Here is a 14,740-nt window from a genome sequence, read left to right on the forward strand (position 1 = left end):
CGACGCATCGGGGCATCAGGAGCCATCGCGGCGGGACGCCAACGTCTCACACATCCGGCACGTTGTCCGCCAGTTCCTTCAGCCAGAGCCGGGCATTGCCATCGGACGGTGCCCTCCAGTCGCCGCGCGGCGACAGCGAGCCGCCGGAGGTAACCTTCGGGCCGTTCGGAGAGGCCGAGCGCTTGAACTGGCTGATGGTGAAAAAGCGGAACAGGAAATTTTCCAGCCAGTGCTTGATCTCCGGCAGCGTATAGGCCTGCCTTTTCTCTGCCGGAAAATTCGGCGGCCAGGCGCCGGCTTCGGCATCCTTCCAGGCGTGATAGGCAAGGAACGCAACCTTCGACGGTTTCAGCCCGTAGCGGCTGATGTAATAGAGCGCGAAATCGTGCAGCGCGTAAGGGCCGATCCGGTCCTCCGTGCTCTGGATCGCGCCATCGGCACCAGCCGGGACAAGCTCCGGCGAGATGATGGTGTTCAGCACCCGGTCGAGCGTGGCGTTTGTGTCGGCGTCAAAGTCGTTCGAGTGGATGACCCAGCGCACCAGATGCTGGATCAGCGTCTTCGAAACCGAGGCGTTGACGTTGTAGTGGCTCATATGGTCGCCTACGCCGTAGGTCGACCATCCCAGCGCGATTTCCGACAGGTCACCGGTGCCGAGCACGAAGGCGTTGCGCTGGTTGGCGGCGCGAAACAGGAAGTCGGTGCGCAAGCCTGCCTGCACATTCTCGAACGTCACGTCATAGACCGGCTCGCCGCCTGCGAAGGGGTGCCCGAGATCCTTCAGCAATTGCAGCGCCAGCGGCTTGATATCGATCTCGTCGGCGGTGATATGGAGGCTGCGCATCAGCGCCCAGGCATTTGCCAGCGTCTCGTCGCCGGTCGCAAAACCCGGCATGGTAAAGCCCAGTATATCCGAACGCGGCCAGCCCAGCTGGTCGAAGGCGCGGGCAGCCACCAGCAGCGCATGGGTCGAATCGAGGCCGCCGGAAATGCCGATGCACAGCCGCTTGATGCCGGTCGCCTTGAGGCGCTTCTGCAGGCCCTGCACCTGTATATTGAATGTCTCGTAGCAATCCTGCGCCAGCTGGCTCGGATCTGCGGGCACGAAGGGAAAACGGGCAACGGTGCGGCGCAGGTCGCTGTCACCCTCCGGCCGCGCAGTGCTGAAGCCGACGCGGCGAAACGCGCGGTTCGGGTCGACATTGAGGGCAGCTTCCCCGAACGTTCCCTGACGCAGGCGTTCCTGCTTCAGACGCTCGACGTCGATATCGGCGATGCACATCTGCGAGCCGCCCGGAAAGCGCTCCGTCTCCGCCAGAAGCTCGCCGAGCTCGTAGACGCAGGCCTGTCCGTCCCAGGCGAGATCGGTGGTCGATTCGCCGGGACCGGCTGCCGAATAGACGTAGGCCGCCAGAGCCCGCGAAGACTGCGTGGCGCAAAGGCGCTTGCGCGTATCGGACTTTCCGACCGTTATATTGCTGGCCGACAGGTTCGTAAGAATGGTCGCCCCTGCCAGTGCGCCGAAATCGCTCGGCGGCGTCGGCACCCAGAAATCCTCGCAGATTTCGATGTGGAAGACGAAATCGGGACGGTTCTCAGCTTCAAACAGCAGGTCGACGCCGAACGGCACAGTCTGGCCGCCGACAGTGATGGACGAACCGCGAATCGTGCGGCCGGCGGCGAACCAGCGGCGCTCGTAGAATTCCCGGTAGTTCGGCGGATAGGATTTCGGCACCACGCCGAGGATTTTGCCGTCATGGATGGCAACGCCGCAATTATAAAGCCGGCCATCCTTGTGCAGCGGCGCACCGACGATCAGCACCGGCGCGATCGTGCGGGTGAAGGCCGCGATATCGAGCAGGGCCTTCTCGACGCCCTCGAGCAGCACGCTCTGGCCAAGCAGATCGTCGATAGCGTAGGCGGAGACGGACAGCTCGGGAAACAGCATGAGGGCGACATGCTCGGCATGGCCGATTGTCGCCTGCCGCATGATCTCGGCAGCATTGGCGGCGGGATCGGCTATCTCGCAGACGGGAGTGCAGGCGGCAACACGCACGAAACCCTGGTCGTAGGCGGAGAAGAAGGTCATCGCAGTCTCCCTTCGCCGCCGCCGGGGGGCAGGGCGAAAATCACGTCAACTATGTCCTTCTATTACGCCCTCAGGCAGCGGTCCGACAAGGGCGATGCGCCAGAGTTTGATGTCGCCGATATCAAGCTTCAGGCGGGTGGAAAGCCAAAAAAAGCGGCCGCCCCGGGGACGACCGCCTTTCTATATGGAGAAGAGGTGCCTCAGGCGACCTTCTTCTTGCCCTTGTCGTTGACCGAAGCGTTGGCCAGCTGAGTCAGCGCTTCGTCAGTTGCGCCTTCTTCCTGCAGCGTTGCATCGAGCAGGTCGGCGGCTTCCTTCATGCCGAGCTGTGTCGCCCAGTTCTTCAGCGTGCCGTAGCGGGCGATCTCGTAGTGTTCGACCGCCTGAGCGGACGAGATCAGACCTGCATCAAGGGCTGGCGAGCCGGCGAATTCCTCGATGATCTCTTCACCTTCGGCGATGATCCCCTGGATGGCTTCGCAGGTCTTGCCGCGGGCGGGCTTGCCGACCAGTTCGAAAACCTGCTGCAGGCGTTCGATCTGGCCCTGGGTTTCTTCCTGGTGCTTCTTGAAGGCAGCTTTCAGTTCCGGCGACTGCGCAGCACGAGCCATTTTCGGCAGCGCTTTCACGATCTGGCGCTCGGCGAAATAGATATCTTTCAGCGTGTCGATGAAGAGGTCGTTGAGTGTTTTGTCGGCCATGAGGTTCTCCTGTGGGTTGGCTTTCAGGTGACTCAACCTGCATTCCGAGCAATTGTTCCGCTCGGTTCCGGACCATTGAAATCGACTTCCCCCATACCGAGGAGACGCTGGAGCACCGATAATTTCCCGGGCTGTCGGCCGCCTCGATTGTCGCTTTTCACACCGACCTTTAATTCTTGACGCCCCCGTGAGTTGAATTCTGGCGGTCTTTCGCAACTATTTTTGGCTGCGGATAGGGCAGACGCCACTTTCTTAAGCAATCGTTGATGAACGCGTGGCAGCATCGATCACATTGATTTGCAGTTGACGTTTGGCATGCCGCAAAGCACATGGAGGGGGCGGACAATGGATGGATTTGCAATGCTTCAACGCAGCGAGGAAACCGACGATGCCCTCGTCGATCGCCTTCAGAAATCTGCCTTCACCTATTTCCTGCGCCACACCAACCGCGAAAACGGGCTTGTGGCGGACACCTCGATCAAGGGCAGCCACTGCAGCATCGCGGCTGTCGGCTTTGCGCTTTCGAGCTATCCCGTCGCCATCGAGCGCGGCTGGATCGACCGGACGGAAGCAGCCGAAATCATCCTGACGACGCTGAATTTCTTTGCCGACAGCGACCAGGGCGAGGAACGCGCGGCCACCGGCCATCGCGGCTTCTATTACCATTTCATCGACATGAAGACCGGCAACCGCGCCTGGAACAGCGAGCTGTCGCTTATCGACACCGCCCTGCTGTTCATGGGCGTCCTCACCGTCGCCGCCTATTTCGACCGCGACGAGCCCGACGATGCCGAGATCCGCGAGCTTGCGACCATGCTCTACGAGCGGGCCGACTGGCGCTGGGCGCTGAACAAGGGCGACACGCTGACGATGGGCTGGAAGCCGGGCGGCGGTTTCCTGCGCTGGCGCTGGCAGGGCTACGACGAGGCGATCCTGCTCTATGCCATGGCGATGGCGTCGCCGACCCATCCCATTCCGGCAAAATGCTACGATGCCTTTGCCTCGACCTACAACTGGATGATGGTCAAGAACAAGCCGTTCCTCTATGCCGGCCCGCTTTTCATCCACCTGTTCTCCCACGCCTGGATCGACTTTCGCGGTATCCGCGACAAGTACATGGCGGAGAAGGACAGCGACTATTTTCTCAACACCCAGATCGCCATCGATACGCAGCGCGACTATGCCGACCGCAACCCCGGCCATTTTGCCGGCTATAGCCGCGAGGTCTGGGGCCTGACCGCCTGCGACGGACCCAACCCGACAGGCGGCCGCCATAGCCGGCGCGGGAGACCGAAAGTGCTGGGCTATGCCGCCCGTGGCGCACCGTTCGGCCCGGATGACGGCACCATCGCCCCCTGGGCGCCGCTCTCCTGCCTGCCCTTCGACCGCAAGGCAGCCCTCAGCGGTACCCGGGCGCTGATGTCGGCCTATCCCAACATCATGCTCGACGGATGCTTCGTCGGCGGCTTTAACCCGACCGTCGAAGGCAAGGGACCAGACGGCTGGGTCGATGACCGCTCGGTCGCCATCGACCAGGGTCTCCTGGTGATCATGATCGAGAACGACCGCACCGGATTGATCTGGAAGCTCCTGCGCGGCTCGCCGATCATGCGCAAGGGCCTCGAGAAGGCCGGTTTCAAGGGCGGCTGGCTCGATGGCGCGCCGGACGCCATCTCCTGATTTTTAAAGGAATGCGCGGCGGCCCCGGCCGCCGCGGATTCTATGTAGCATCCCTTATTCGACGTCGAACTTGACGCCCTGGGCGAGCGGCAGCGTGCGGCCGTAATTGATGGTGTTGGTGGCGCGACGCATATAGGCGCGCCAGGCATCCGAGCCGGATTCGCGGCCGCCGCCAGTTTCCTTCTCGCCGCCGAAAGCCCCGCCGATCTCGGCGCCGGAAGGGCCGATATTGACGTTGGCAATGCCGCAATCCGAACCGCGCGACGAGAGGAAGGTTTCTGCTTCCCTGATGTCGTTGGTGAAGATCGACGACGACAGGCCCTGCGGCACGGCATTGTGCAGGTCGAGAACCGCATCGAAATCGCTGTACCTGATGACATAGAGGATCGGCGCGAAGGTTTCCTCGACGACCGGACCGGTCTGCGTCGGGATCTCCACCAGCGCCGGCCGCACATAGAAGGCATCTGCGCCATTGACCTCAACGCGCTCGCCGCCGGTGACGGTTGCGCCCTCTGCCTTGGCTGCTGTCAGCGCCGACTGCATCTTGTCGAACGCCTGCCTGTCGATCAGCGGTCCGACCAGCACGCCGTCTTCCATCGGATTACCGACACTGACCGATCCGTAGGCTTTCTGCAGTCGCGGTACCAGCTGGTCGTAGACGCTCTCGTGGACGAACAGGCGACGCAGCGAGGTGCAGCGCTGGCCTGCCGTGCCCATCGCCGAAAAGGCGACGCCGCGCAGCGTCAGGTCGAGATCGGCCGTCGGGCAGACGATGGCGGCGTTGTTGCCGCCGAGTTCGAGAATGCCGCGGGCAAAGCGGGCGGCAAGCTTCGGGCCGACAGTGCGACCCATGGCGGTCGAGCCGGTGGCAGAGACCAGCGGCACCTTGACGTGATCGACCAGCGCTTCGCCGATATCGCGGCCGCCGATCAGCAGCGTCGAAAGATTAGCCGGCGCAGAACCGCCCTCGGCGACGTAGCGCTTCAGCGCCTTTTCGAACAGTGCCTGGGTGGCGAGCGCCGTCAGCGGCGTCTTTTCCGATGGCTTCCACACCGTCGAATTGCCGCAGACCATCGCCAGCGCCGCATTCCACGACCAGACGGCAACGGGGAAATTGAAGGCCGAGATGATGCCGGTGACGCCGAGCGGGTGCCAGCTTTCCATCATCCGGTGCTCGGAGCGCTCGGTGGCGATCGTCAGGCCGTAGAGCTGGCGGGACAGGCCGACCGCGAAATCGCAGATGTCGATCATTTCCTGCACTTCGCCGAGACCTTCCGAGGTGATCTTGCCGACCTCGATGGACACAAGCCTGCCGAGCGCTGCCTTGCCGGCGCGCAGTTCTTCGCCGAGCAGGCGGATCAGTTCGCCGCGCTTCGGCGCCGGAACCTTGCGCCAAGTGAGGAAGGCTTCGTGCGCCCCGTCGATTGCCGCCCGGGCCTCGGCAACGGAGTGCTCCGGCAGGCGGCCGATTTCGCCGCCTGTGATCGGCGATGTTACCGACAGGGTGCCGCCGGTAAAGCGATCCGTGGCGACGCCGAGGTCGGTGAGGATCTTTTTGGTTTCCTGGGCAAGATCGAGAGCGGTCATGTGAGGCTGTCCCTTGAGTTGGTCTGATGGTGGCCTGGCCGCTGGCTAGAAGCGGGACTCGGCAAGATGGGCAATCTGGGCGCCGGCCTCGTACCACATTTCCTTGACGGCACGGAAGCGGGGGGCGCCAACCTCGGTCGGTGGCAGCGGCAACTCGTTTTCGCCGATCTGTCCGAGGATATGGGCTGCAAGGGTCTTTCCGAATGTCGTGCCTGGCGCGATGCCGCGCCCGTTATAGCCGCTGAAGCCGACGACGTTTTCGGCGAACCTGTGAAACCTCGGCAGGGCATTGTCTGTCATGCCGATCTTGCCGTACCACTCGCACTCGAATTCGATATCGCCAAGCTGCGGGAACAGCCGCTTCAGGGACCGCCGGGCCCAGCCCTTGTGGATTGCGGCACCGGTGTTGCGCAGTGCCCCTACGCTGCCGAACACCAGGCGCCCCGCCTGGTCCATGCGGAAGGACGACAGCACTTCCTTGGTGTCCCAGGCACCTTCGCGGCCGGGCAGGATGGATTTGCGCAGATTGTCTCCCAGCGGCACGGTGGCAAAATTGAAATAGGGCAGCAGCACCTGCTCGCCGCGCACCTGTTCGAACGGCCCGGTGCTGTAGGCATCGGTGGAGACGACGATCCAGTCGGCGGTGACGCTGCCGGCGGCTGTCCTTACCACCCAGCGACTGCCCTCGCGGCTGGTCTCCGTAACGCGGCTGCCGGTGTGGAGTGTTGCGCCGGCACGGATGGCTGCCTCGGCAAGCCCGCGCGCATAGGCAAGCGGCTGCAGCGTCCCAGCCCTCATATCGAGCAGCGCACCGGCATAGCCGTCGCTGCCGATACGGCGGCGCGTCTCGTCGGCATCGAGCACAGTCACGGGGGCGCCGCGGCTTGCCCACTGGCGGGCGCGGGCCTCGATCTCCTTCAGCCCGTCGGCGCCGACGGCGCAGTGCAGCGTCCCGTTGCGCTCCAATTCGCAGGCAATGCCATGCTTGTCGATCAGCGCTTTCACCAGTTCGGGGCCGTTGCCGAGCGTATCGAGCAGGCGCTCGCCGTAGAGCGGGCCAAGCACGCCCGGCACGTCGTCGGGCATCACCCACATGCCGGCATTGATCAGCCCGACATTGCGCCCGGCGCCACCGAAGCCGATCTCGTTACCCTCAAGCAGCACTACGCGCGTGCCGGCCTCGGCAAGATGCAGGGCCGACGACAGGCCCGTATAGCCGCCGCCGACGATCACCACATCGGCCGATACCGCGCCGGCAAGCGGCTGCGTCACAGGCGGCGGCGGGGCAGTCTTTTCCCATAGGCCATGGGAGCGCGGGTCGTTGAGCATCATTCGGTCCATTCGTTGCGTGGGCCCACCTTAGCGCCCGACTTACGGTTGTGAAAGACGATTCCGAGGGCTTTGCACCGGCCCGAGCGGCCGGCCCCCACCAACTCATTCACGCGGCCTGTTCGGTCCGTGTCATGACAATTCCGATGGCCGGGGCACATCGTGTGCCGGGCACACCGAGTGCCTGATGATTTTTTAGTTAAGTGACACCAGATGTGCCCCGTTCGACAGTTTTTATCCGCAACTCCGGATCCTCTGTTTCCGACCCACGTCCCGTAACGGGAAAAGCTGCCGGAGTTACGCCACACAGGCATGCCGAGCCTAAGGGGCTCGAAGGGATCCACTTTCTGCGGACCCTTGAAGACGTGCCTGCGTAGACAGCAACCAGGGCGATGGAGGGAAGCGAGAGAGGAGAGTGTGCTAGAGATAGAGAGTGTGTGTGAGGTCAGAAAGATCACAAAAGCAAAAAAGCCACCCGCGACCTCCCTCATTCCTGTGCCTGTCACAGGAATCCAGCCGCCCAAGTCTTTGGGCGATAAACACTTTCCTCGCCAACAGAGAGTCCTCCCACGGCGCAGACGCGCCGTTACTGGATTCCTGTGACGAGCACAGGAATGAGGGAAGTGGGGGCGCGCATCCCAGGCGAAGTTGGATCTTAGAATACGTGGTAGAAATTGATCCCTTTTCACGGAGTTGGGCGCCTCGATAGACTTGAGTTTACAAGGCCTTGCTCAGAGAGGCCCCCACTTCCTTCCCTCATTCCGGTGACGAGCACAGGAGTGAGGGAAATTGGGGAAATCGTGGGTAATGTCGTGGCGAAAAGTTTGGCTTCTGCGACCGCGTTTCGTTTTCAGGGGAATGGCCAATCCCGTCGACGACGAACTTACGAAGCTAGCTCTTGGACTTGGAACCGGAGGCCGGGTTTTTTGGCCTCCGGTTAACTCGTTTATCCGCTTATGCCTATTTCCACTCACGGATGTCGACGAAGTGGCCGGCGATGGCGGCGGCGGCGGCCATGGCGGGGGAGACCAGATGGGTGCGGCCCTTGTGGCCCTGGCGGCCTTCGAAATTGCGGTTCGAGGTCGAGGCGCAGCGCTCGCCCGGCTTCAACCGGTCGTCGTTCATCGCCAGGCACATCGAACAGCCGGGCTCGCGCCAGTCGAAGCCGGCAGCCTTGAAGATCTTGTCGAGGCCTTCGGCTTCCGCCTGTTCCTTGACGAGGCCGGAGCCGGGCACGATCATCGCGTCGACCGTCGGCGCAACCGTGCGGCCTTCGACAACTTTGGCAACGGCGCGCAAATCCTCGATGCGGCCGTTGGTGCAAGAGCCGATGAAGACGCGGTCGATGCTGATGTCGGTCATCTTCGTGCCGGCGGTCAGGCCCATGTAGTCGAGGGCGCGCTGCTTGGAGGTGCGCTTGTTCTCGTCCTCGATCTCGGCCGGATCTGGCACGACACCCTGCACGGAGACGACGTCTTCCGGCGAAGAGCCCCAGGAGACGATCGGCGGCAGGTTGGCGGCATCGAGCACGACGACCTTGTCGTAGTGCGCGCCTTCGTCAGTCTGCAGGGTCTTCCAGTAGGCGATGGCCTTTTCCAGGTTCTCGCCGGATGGTGCGCGTGGCTTGCCCTTGATGTATTCGAAAGTCTTCTCGTCGGGGGCGATCAGGCCGGCGCGGGCGCCGCCCTCGATGGTCATGTTGCAGACCGTCATGCGGCCTTCCATCGACAGGGCGCGGATGGCTTCGCCGGCAAATTCGATGACGTGGCCGGTGCCGCCGGCGGTGCCGATCTCGCCGATGATGGCAAGGATGATATCCTTGGCGGTGACGTGGTCGGGCAACTTCCCGTCGACGCGCACCAGCATGTTCTTCGCCTTCTGCTGGATCAGCGTCTGCGTGGCCAGCACGTGCTCGACCTCGGATGTGCCGATGCCATGCGCCAGAGCGCCGAAGGCACCGTGCGTCGAGGTGTGGCTGTCGCCGCAGACGATGGTCATGCCCGGCAGGGTGAAGCCTTGCTCGGGGCCGACGATGTGGACGATGCCCTGGCGGATATCGCTGGCGGAATAGTACTCGACGCCGAATTCGGCGGCATTGGTGGCCAGCGCCTCGACCTGGATGCGGCTTTCCTCGTTCTTGATGCCGAGGTGGCGATCCGGCGAGGTCGGCACGTTGTGGTCGACGACAGCGAGCGTCTTCTGCGGCGCGCGAACGGTCCGGCCCGTCATGCGCAGGCCTTCGAAGGCCTGCGGCGACGTCACTTCATGAACGAGGTGACGGTCGATGTAGAGAAGACAGGTGCCATCGTCTTGCGTATCGACGACGTGGTCGTCCCAGATTTTGTCATAGAGCGTGCGGGGTGCTGTCATGGCGGCGGATCCATATTGGAGTGGGTATCGCGGAAAATGATGGGGCGGCGAGGGGCTCGCCGGCCGCAGGGCTCGATCAGCAAACCCGGCTGTTGAGCGCGCCAGAAATTATCGCGAAGAAACGGGCCGGCAGACGCTTGTGGTCCTGCAGCACGAAAGTCTCTCCGCCGATGCATCTAAACTTCGATTCCATGGGGCTGGCTTTACCAATTTTTCTGGCGCACGGCAATTCGAATCATTGGGGTTCTAGCGCCTGACCTGGCGCATCCGCTTCTCGAACTGCCTTAGCAACAGCGACAGGCCAACCGTCAGTATCAGGTAGATATAGGTGACAATCGAATAGGTTTCAAAGAACCTGAAGGAGCCCGAGGCGTAGACCTTGCCCATCTGGGTGATGTCGGCAACGCCGAGCACCGAGACCAGCGACGAGTCCTTGACCATCGAGACGAAGTCGTTCGACAACGGTGGCAGGATGACGCGGATCGCCTGCGGGAAGACCACGAGCCGGAAGCGCTGGACGCGGGAGAGGCCGAGCGCCTTCGATGCCTCGATCTGGCCGTGGTCGACCGCTTCGATGCCGGCGCGAAAGATCTCGGCGATGAACGAGGCATATCCGATCGTCAGGGCAATGATCGCCCGCCACATCAGCGACAGCTCGCGCACCATCAGCGGCTCGGTCCATCCGGCAGCCACCAGCGGCGCGGTCAGCATGTTATAGGCAGCGACGATGGCGGGTGCGCCGACGAAGGCGACGTAGAACAGCAGCACCAGCATCGGGATGCCGCGGATCACCTCGATATAGAAGCGCGAGACCTGCCTGAGGACGACGTTGTCGGCGCGCCCGAGAAGCATGACGCCGAGCCCGAGCAGCGTCGCCAGCACGAAGGAGACCAGAGTCACGAAGACGGTGATCGTTGCGCCGGTAACGACGGTGAGGAAGACCTGGGTATAGAGGCCGCTGGTGGCGATGACGATGGCGACCGCCACGCAGATGACGATCAGGGCGACCAGCCACCAGGGGTAGTCGCCCTTGTCCTTGCCGCTCGGCGAGGGCTGGGCTGCAATCACCGGCGGCACTTCACTGTATCGAGCATCAGCCGCCCATCTTGTAGTCTACGAACCATTTCTTATCGAGCGCCGCGAAGGTGCCGTCTGCCTTGAGTGCAGCAATGGCGGCGTTGACGGGAGCCACGAGGTCGGATCCCTTCGGGAAGATGAAACCGAAGTCCTCGACGCCAAGCGGGCCGCCGATCAGCTTCAGGGCGCCGCCGGAACTCTCGACATAGCCCTTGCCAGCCGTACCGTCCGTCAGCACGGTATCGACGTCGCCGGTCTTCAAGGCCTGGACGGTGGCGCCGAAGGTTTCGAACAGCTTGATGCGTGGGTTCTGCTCGTTGCCGTCGAGCACTTCGTATACGGATGTGTAGAAGGGCGTGGTGCCCGGCTGGGCACCGACCAGGCCGTCCTTGAAGGCGGCGAACGTCTTGGCGTCGGTAAAGCGCTTCTCGTCGCCGCGCACCAGCATGAATTGCTGTGAGCGCATGTACGGGTTGGAGAAATCGACCTTCTGCTTACGGTCTTCCTTGATGGTGATGCCGGTCATTCCGATGGCGTACTGGCCGTCTGACACCGCCTGGATCATCGCGTCCCAGCTGGTGTTCTGGTATTCGACCTTGAAATTCAGCCGCTTGGCGATCTCGTTCATCGCATCGTATTCCCAGCCGATTGCCTTGCCGGTCTTCGGCTCGACGAACTGCAGCGGAGGATAGGCATTCTCGGTGACGACGACGACCGTCTTGCCTTTCAGATCCGGAAGATCGGCGGCAAGGGCTGCGAGCGGTGACAGGACGAGGGCGGTCAGACCCAGCAGGAACGAGCGGCGGAACGTCATGGAAAATCTCCCCAAATGGCCAATCGCGAAATTGTCACAGGTGCAAAGTCGCTGGCAAGGGCAATGGCATGGCCGGGACGATAAAAACAGAAAAGGCGGCCCAAAGACCGCCCTTTCCAGATACTATTTTTGCGTCAAAGCCTGAAGGCTTATTCTGCAGCAGGTTCGGCGGCAGCGGCGGCTTCTTCAGCGGCCTTCGCCTTTGCTGCTTCGTCGGCGGCTTTTGCTTCAGCGGCTTCGGCTGCTGCCTTCTCGGCGGCCAGTGCCTGTGCTGCTGCGACCTTCTCAGCTTCGATGCGGGCCTTCTCTTCGGCCATTGCAGCGCGCTCGGCGTCGTTCAGCTTGCGGGCGCGGATACCGGTGTCTTCAACGATACGAGCCGACTTGCCGCGACGATCGCGCAGGTAGTACAGCTTGGCGCGACGGACCTTACCGCGACGGACAACGTCGACGCTTTCGATCATCGGCGAATACATCGGGAATACGCGCTCGACGCCTTCGCCGTAGGAAATCTTGCGAACCGTGAAGTTCTCGTGGATGCCACCGCCCGAACGGCCGATGCAGACGCCCTCATAGGCCTGCACGCGGGTGCGCGTACCTTCGGTTACCTTGACGTTGACGCGGAGCGTATCGCCCGGGGAGAATTCCGGCAGCTTGCGTACGGCTAAGATCTTGGCAGCCTGTTCGGCTTCCAGTTCCTGAATGATGTTCATTGGTCTAACCTTTTCGAGTTCTTCTGAAACAGCCAGAGCGCCCTGCCAGTATCCGTAGGTCGATGCCGCGGGATCTTGTCCTTTCGGACGGGGGCGAATTCACTATTATTTCTTTGCTGGTCGACGGGGTTGACCCCATGTCCGCGTGGGCAGTTACACCAAAATGCAAGGTTTGTCATCCCTCGCGCCGTATTTTTCTCGATCCGGGCTGTCGGCAATGGGGCCGATATCAGCGGCCGGACACGTCGGCATCGTCGAGCAGGTCGGGCCGGCGCGCTCGTGTCAGCTTCAAGGCCTCCTCGGCCTGCCACCTGGCGATGGCGCCGTGGTTGCCCGATGTCAGGACAGCCGGGATTTCGCGGCCTTCCCATTGCTGCGGGCGCGTATAATGCGGGTGCTCCAGCATGCCGTTTTCGAAGCTCTCGTGCGTCCCGGAGAGGTCGTTGCCCATGACGCCGGGCAGGATGCGGATGATGGCATCCAGCAGCACCAGCGCTGCCGGTTCGCCGCCGGAGAGGATGTAGTCGCCAATCGAGATTTCCTCGAGGTCGCGGGCATCGATCACACGCTGGTCGACGCCCTCGAAGCGGCCGCAGACGATGACGACGCCCGGCCCCGCCGCCAGCTGGCGGACGCGTTGCTGCGTCAAGGGCTTTCCGCGCGGGCTCATCAGCAGGCGGGGGCGACCATCTCCCGATCCGGCGTGGTCGATGGCGCGGGCGAGCACGTCTGGCTTCAACACCATGCCGGCGCCTCCGCCGGCCGGCGTGTCGTCGACGGTGCGGTGGCGATCGGTGGCAAAATCGCGGATCTGCAGCGTGTCGAGCGACCACTGGCCGCGCGCCGACGCCTTGCCTGCAAGAGATGTCGCGAGGTGGCCGGGAAACATCTCGGGATAGAGCGTCAGGATGGTCGCCCGGAAACTCATCTGACCTACTTCTTCGGGCGGTCGGTTTTCGGCGGCTGGCCGATGTCGGTCGGATCGTCAATCAGACCGGCAGCCATCGGGTCGATCAGCACCTTGCGGTTCTCGAGGTCGATCTCCAGCACGGCTGCTTCGGAAAAGGGGATCAGCACGGGGCGCTTGCCCGGCCCCTTCAGTTCCAGCAGGTCGCCGGCGCCAAAATCGTAGACGCCGCTGACGACGCCGTAGCCGACGCCCTTGGCATCGACGACTTCCAGACCCTCGAGGTCGGCGTAGAAGAATTCGTCGTCGTCGAGTTCGTCGTCCGGCAGGTCCTCGCGTTCGACGAACAGCTCGAGGCCGTTCAGCGCCTCGGCAGCCTCACGGTCGTTGATGCCGCGAAACCGGATGATGACGACAGTCTTGCTGGCGCGGATGTCCAGCACCTCGAACGTGCGGCCATCGGCGGCGTGCAGATTGCCGTATTCGGCAAGCGCCATCGGATCGGACGTATAGGAGCGCGCCCTGACTTCGCCGCGCAGGCCCTGCGCGCCGCCAAGTGTGGCCATCAGAATGGGGTTTTGGAGTTTCGCCATGACTATGCCGCAGATCGAATGAGGGTGAACATCGTTCTTCTCATAGAGGAACGGAGAACGATGGCAAATAAAAAGCGGGCGGCATGTCTCCATGCCACCCGCCCCGGTGATTGCCTGTGACGGCTTATTCGGCAGCAGCAGTCTCGGCAGCGGCGGCGATGTCGGCAGCCTTCTGGGCGCGTTCAGCGATACGCTCTTCGGCCTTCTTGCCTGGCTTTGCCTTTTCCGGGTTGCTGCGCGGATCGCGCTTGGCAACGCCAGCTTCAGACAGGAAGCGCAGGACGCGGTCGGTCGGCTGGGCGCCCTGGTCGATCCAATGCTGGATGCGGGCGGTGTCGAGTTCGACGCGCTTGGCATCTTCCTTGGCGAGCATCGGGTTCCACGAGCCGACCTTTTCGAGGAAGCGACCGTCGCGTGGCGAACGGGCGTCGGCAACGACGACGTGGTAGTAAGGACGCTTCTTGGAGCCACCGCGGGCGAGACGAATTTTCAGTGCCATTGTATCATACTCCTTCAGAGTGTTGTCAGGACGCCTTGGCGGGCGGCCTTTTGTCTTTCAGTTCTTGTCGATCATGCCTTGAATTCGGCGGCGATCTGTTCGTGGTGCCGGATGACTTCGGTAATGACGAAGTTCAGAAACTTCTCGGCGAAATCCGGGTCCAGATCGGCATCTTTGGCAAGCCGCCGCAGACGTTCGATCTGGTATTCCTCGCGCGCCGGATCAGCCGGCGGCAAATTGTACTTGGCCTTGAGAACGCCGACTGCCTTGGTGCAGCTGAAGCGTTCGGCCAACATGTGGACCAGCGCGGCGTCGATGTTGTCGATCGACTGACGGTAGCCGGAAAGCTGGGTCTTGACGTCGTTATCGGTCATTAGGGCG

At 62.7% G+C, this 14,740-nt stretch carries 13 protein-coding genes; 1 reads left to right on the forward strand and 12 read right to left on the reverse strand.

The features are described from left to right. Positions 1 to 46: 46 nt before the first annotated feature. Together J5278_RS02360 and J5278_RS02365 are read right to left on the reverse strand one after the other, a co-directional pair. A complete protein-coding gene (locus J5278_RS02360; protein WP_209185304.1) occupies positions 47 to 2,089 on the reverse strand; it encodes an NAD(+) synthase in 2,043 nt (680 codons plus the stop codon). A 200-nt stretch (positions 2,090 to 2,289) separates the two neighbouring features. Continuing rightward, positions 2,290 to 2,790, reverse strand: coding sequence for a ferritin-like domain-containing protein (locus J5278_RS02365; RefSeq protein WP_142824646.1), 501 nt, complete (start codon positions 2,788 to 2,790; stop codon positions 2,290 to 2,292). Between the two features lie 360 nt (positions 2,791 to 3,150). On the opposite strand from J5278_RS02365, the gene J5278_RS02370 reads away from it, so the two are divergent. Then, positions 3,151 to 4,470 carry a glucoamylase family protein gene (locus J5278_RS02370; protein WP_209185467.1) on the forward strand — a complete coding sequence of 440 codons (1,320 nt, stop codon included), beginning with the start codon at positions 3,151 to 3,153 and terminating at the stop codon, positions 4,468 to 4,470. Positions 4,471 to 4,524: 54 nt separating this feature from the next. Here the strand turns inward: J5278_RS02370 and J5278_RS02375 are convergent, their stop codons facing one another. The 10 genes from J5278_RS02375 to J5278_RS02420 all read right to left on the reverse strand — a co-directional run bounded on the left by J5278_RS02375 (position 4,525) and on the right by J5278_RS02420 (position 14,733). Next, a complete protein-coding gene (locus J5278_RS02375; RefSeq protein WP_209185303.1) occupies positions 4,525 to 6,057 on the reverse strand; it encodes an aldehyde dehydrogenase family protein in 1,533 nt (510 codons plus the stop codon). 45 nt (positions 6,058 to 6,102) lie between these two features. Next, entirely contained in the window at positions 6,103 to 7,386 is a 1,284-nt protein-coding gene (locus J5278_RS02380; protein WP_209185466.1) for an FAD-binding oxidoreductase, read from the reverse strand. Between the two features lie 960 nt (positions 7,387 to 8,346). Next, positions 8,347 to 9,756, reverse strand: a complete 1,410-nt coding sequence (gene leuC / locus J5278_RS02385; RefSeq protein ID WP_209185302.1) for a 3-isopropylmalate dehydratase large subunit — start codon at positions 9,754 to 9,756, stop codon at positions 8,347 to 8,349. A 246-nt stretch (positions 9,757 to 10,002) separates the two neighbouring features. Then, positions 10,003 to 10,821, reverse strand: a complete 819-nt coding sequence (locus tag J5278_RS02390) for an amino acid ABC transporter permease (RefSeq protein WP_142824860.1) — start codon at positions 10,819 to 10,821, stop codon at positions 10,003 to 10,005. A 28-nt stretch (positions 10,822 to 10,849) separates the two neighbouring features. Beyond that, on the reverse strand, positions 10,850 to 11,647 hold the full coding sequence (locus J5278_RS02395) for a transporter substrate-binding domain-containing protein (protein ID WP_142824649.1): 798 nt from the start codon (positions 11,645 to 11,647) through the stop codon (positions 10,850 to 10,852). Positions 11,648 to 11,796: 149 nt separating this feature from the next. Continuing rightward, a complete protein-coding gene (gene rplS / locus J5278_RS02400) occupies positions 11,797 to 12,360 on the reverse strand; it encodes a 50S ribosomal protein L19 (RefSeq protein WP_142824650.1) in 564 nt (187 codons plus the stop codon). A 229-nt stretch (positions 12,361 to 12,589) separates the two neighbouring features. Further along, the gene (gene trmD / locus J5278_RS02405) at positions 12,590 to 13,288 is read right to left on the reverse strand and encodes a tRNA (guanosine(37)-N1)-methyltransferase TrmD (protein WP_209185301.1); all 699 of its coding nucleotides are present in this window, start codon (positions 13,286 to 13,288) and stop codon (positions 12,590 to 12,592) included. Between the two features lie 5 nt (positions 13,289 to 13,293). Then, positions 13,294 to 13,860, reverse strand: a complete 567-nt coding sequence (gene rimM / locus J5278_RS02410; RefSeq protein WP_111219632.1) for a ribosome maturation factor RimM — start codon at positions 13,858 to 13,860, stop codon at positions 13,294 to 13,296. 124 nt (positions 13,861 to 13,984) lie between these two features. Next, entirely contained in the window at positions 13,985 to 14,359 is a 375-nt protein-coding gene (gene rpsP / locus J5278_RS02415) for a 30S ribosomal protein S16 (protein WP_111219634.1), read from the reverse strand. A gap of 71 nt (positions 14,360 to 14,430) precedes the next feature. Beyond that, positions 14,431 to 14,733: a chorismate mutase gene (locus J5278_RS02420; RefSeq protein WP_142824652.1), complete on the reverse strand. Its 303-nt coding sequence runs from the start codon at positions 14,731 to 14,733 to the stop codon at positions 14,431 to 14,433. Positions 14,734 to 14,740: the final 7 nt, after the last annotated feature.

It is taken from the genome of Rhizobium sp. B21/90 (genome assembly GCF_019355815.1).
Classification (GTDB): Bacteria; Pseudomonadota; Alphaproteobacteria; order Rhizobiales; family Rhizobiaceae; genus Rhizobium; species Rhizobium rhododendri.

Coding starts and splice junctions, on each gene's coding strand:
- rpsP (WP_111219634.1), bottom strand. CDS start 14,359: ATGGCACTGAAAATTCGTCTCGCCCGCGGTGGCTCCAAGAAGCGTCCT.
- rimM (WP_111219632.1), bottom strand. CDS start 13,860: ATGGCGAAACTCCAAAACCCCATTCTGATGGCCACACTTGGCGGCGCG.
- J5278_RS02420 (WP_142824652.1), bottom strand. CDS start 14,733: ATGACCGATAACGACGTCAAGACCCAGCTTTCCGGCTACCGTCAGTCG.
- trmD (WP_209185301.1), bottom strand. CDS start 13,288: ATGAGTTTCCGGGCGACCATCCTGACGCTCTATCCCGAGATGTTTCCC.
- rplS (WP_142824650.1), bottom strand. CDS start 12,360: ATGAACATCATTCAGGAACTGGAAGCCGAACAGGCTGCCAAGATCTTA.
- J5278_RS02370 (WP_209185467.1), top strand. CDS start 3,151: ATGCTTCAACGCAGCGAGGAAACCGACGATGCCCTCGTCGATCGCCTT.
- J5278_RS02360 (WP_209185304.1), bottom strand. CDS start 2,089: ATGACCTTCTTCTCCGCCTACGACCAGGGTTTCGTGCGTGTTGCCGCC.
- J5278_RS02395 (WP_142824649.1), bottom strand. CDS start 11,647: ATGACGTTCCGCCGCTCGTTCCTGCTGGGTCTGACCGCCCTCGTCCTG.
- leuC (WP_209185302.1), bottom strand. CDS start 9,756: ATGACAGCACCCCGCACGCTCTATGACAAAATCTGGGACGACCACGTC.
- J5278_RS02365 (WP_142824646.1), bottom strand. CDS start 2,790: ATGGCCGACAAAACACTCAACGACCTCTTCATCGACACGCTGAAAGAT.
- J5278_RS02380 (WP_209185466.1), bottom strand. CDS start 7,386: ATGCTCAACGACCCGCGCTCCCATGGCCTATGGGAAAAGACTGCCCCG.
- J5278_RS02375 (WP_209185303.1), bottom strand. CDS start 6,057: ATGACCGCTCTCGATCTTGCCCAGGAAACCAAAAAGATCCTCACCGAC.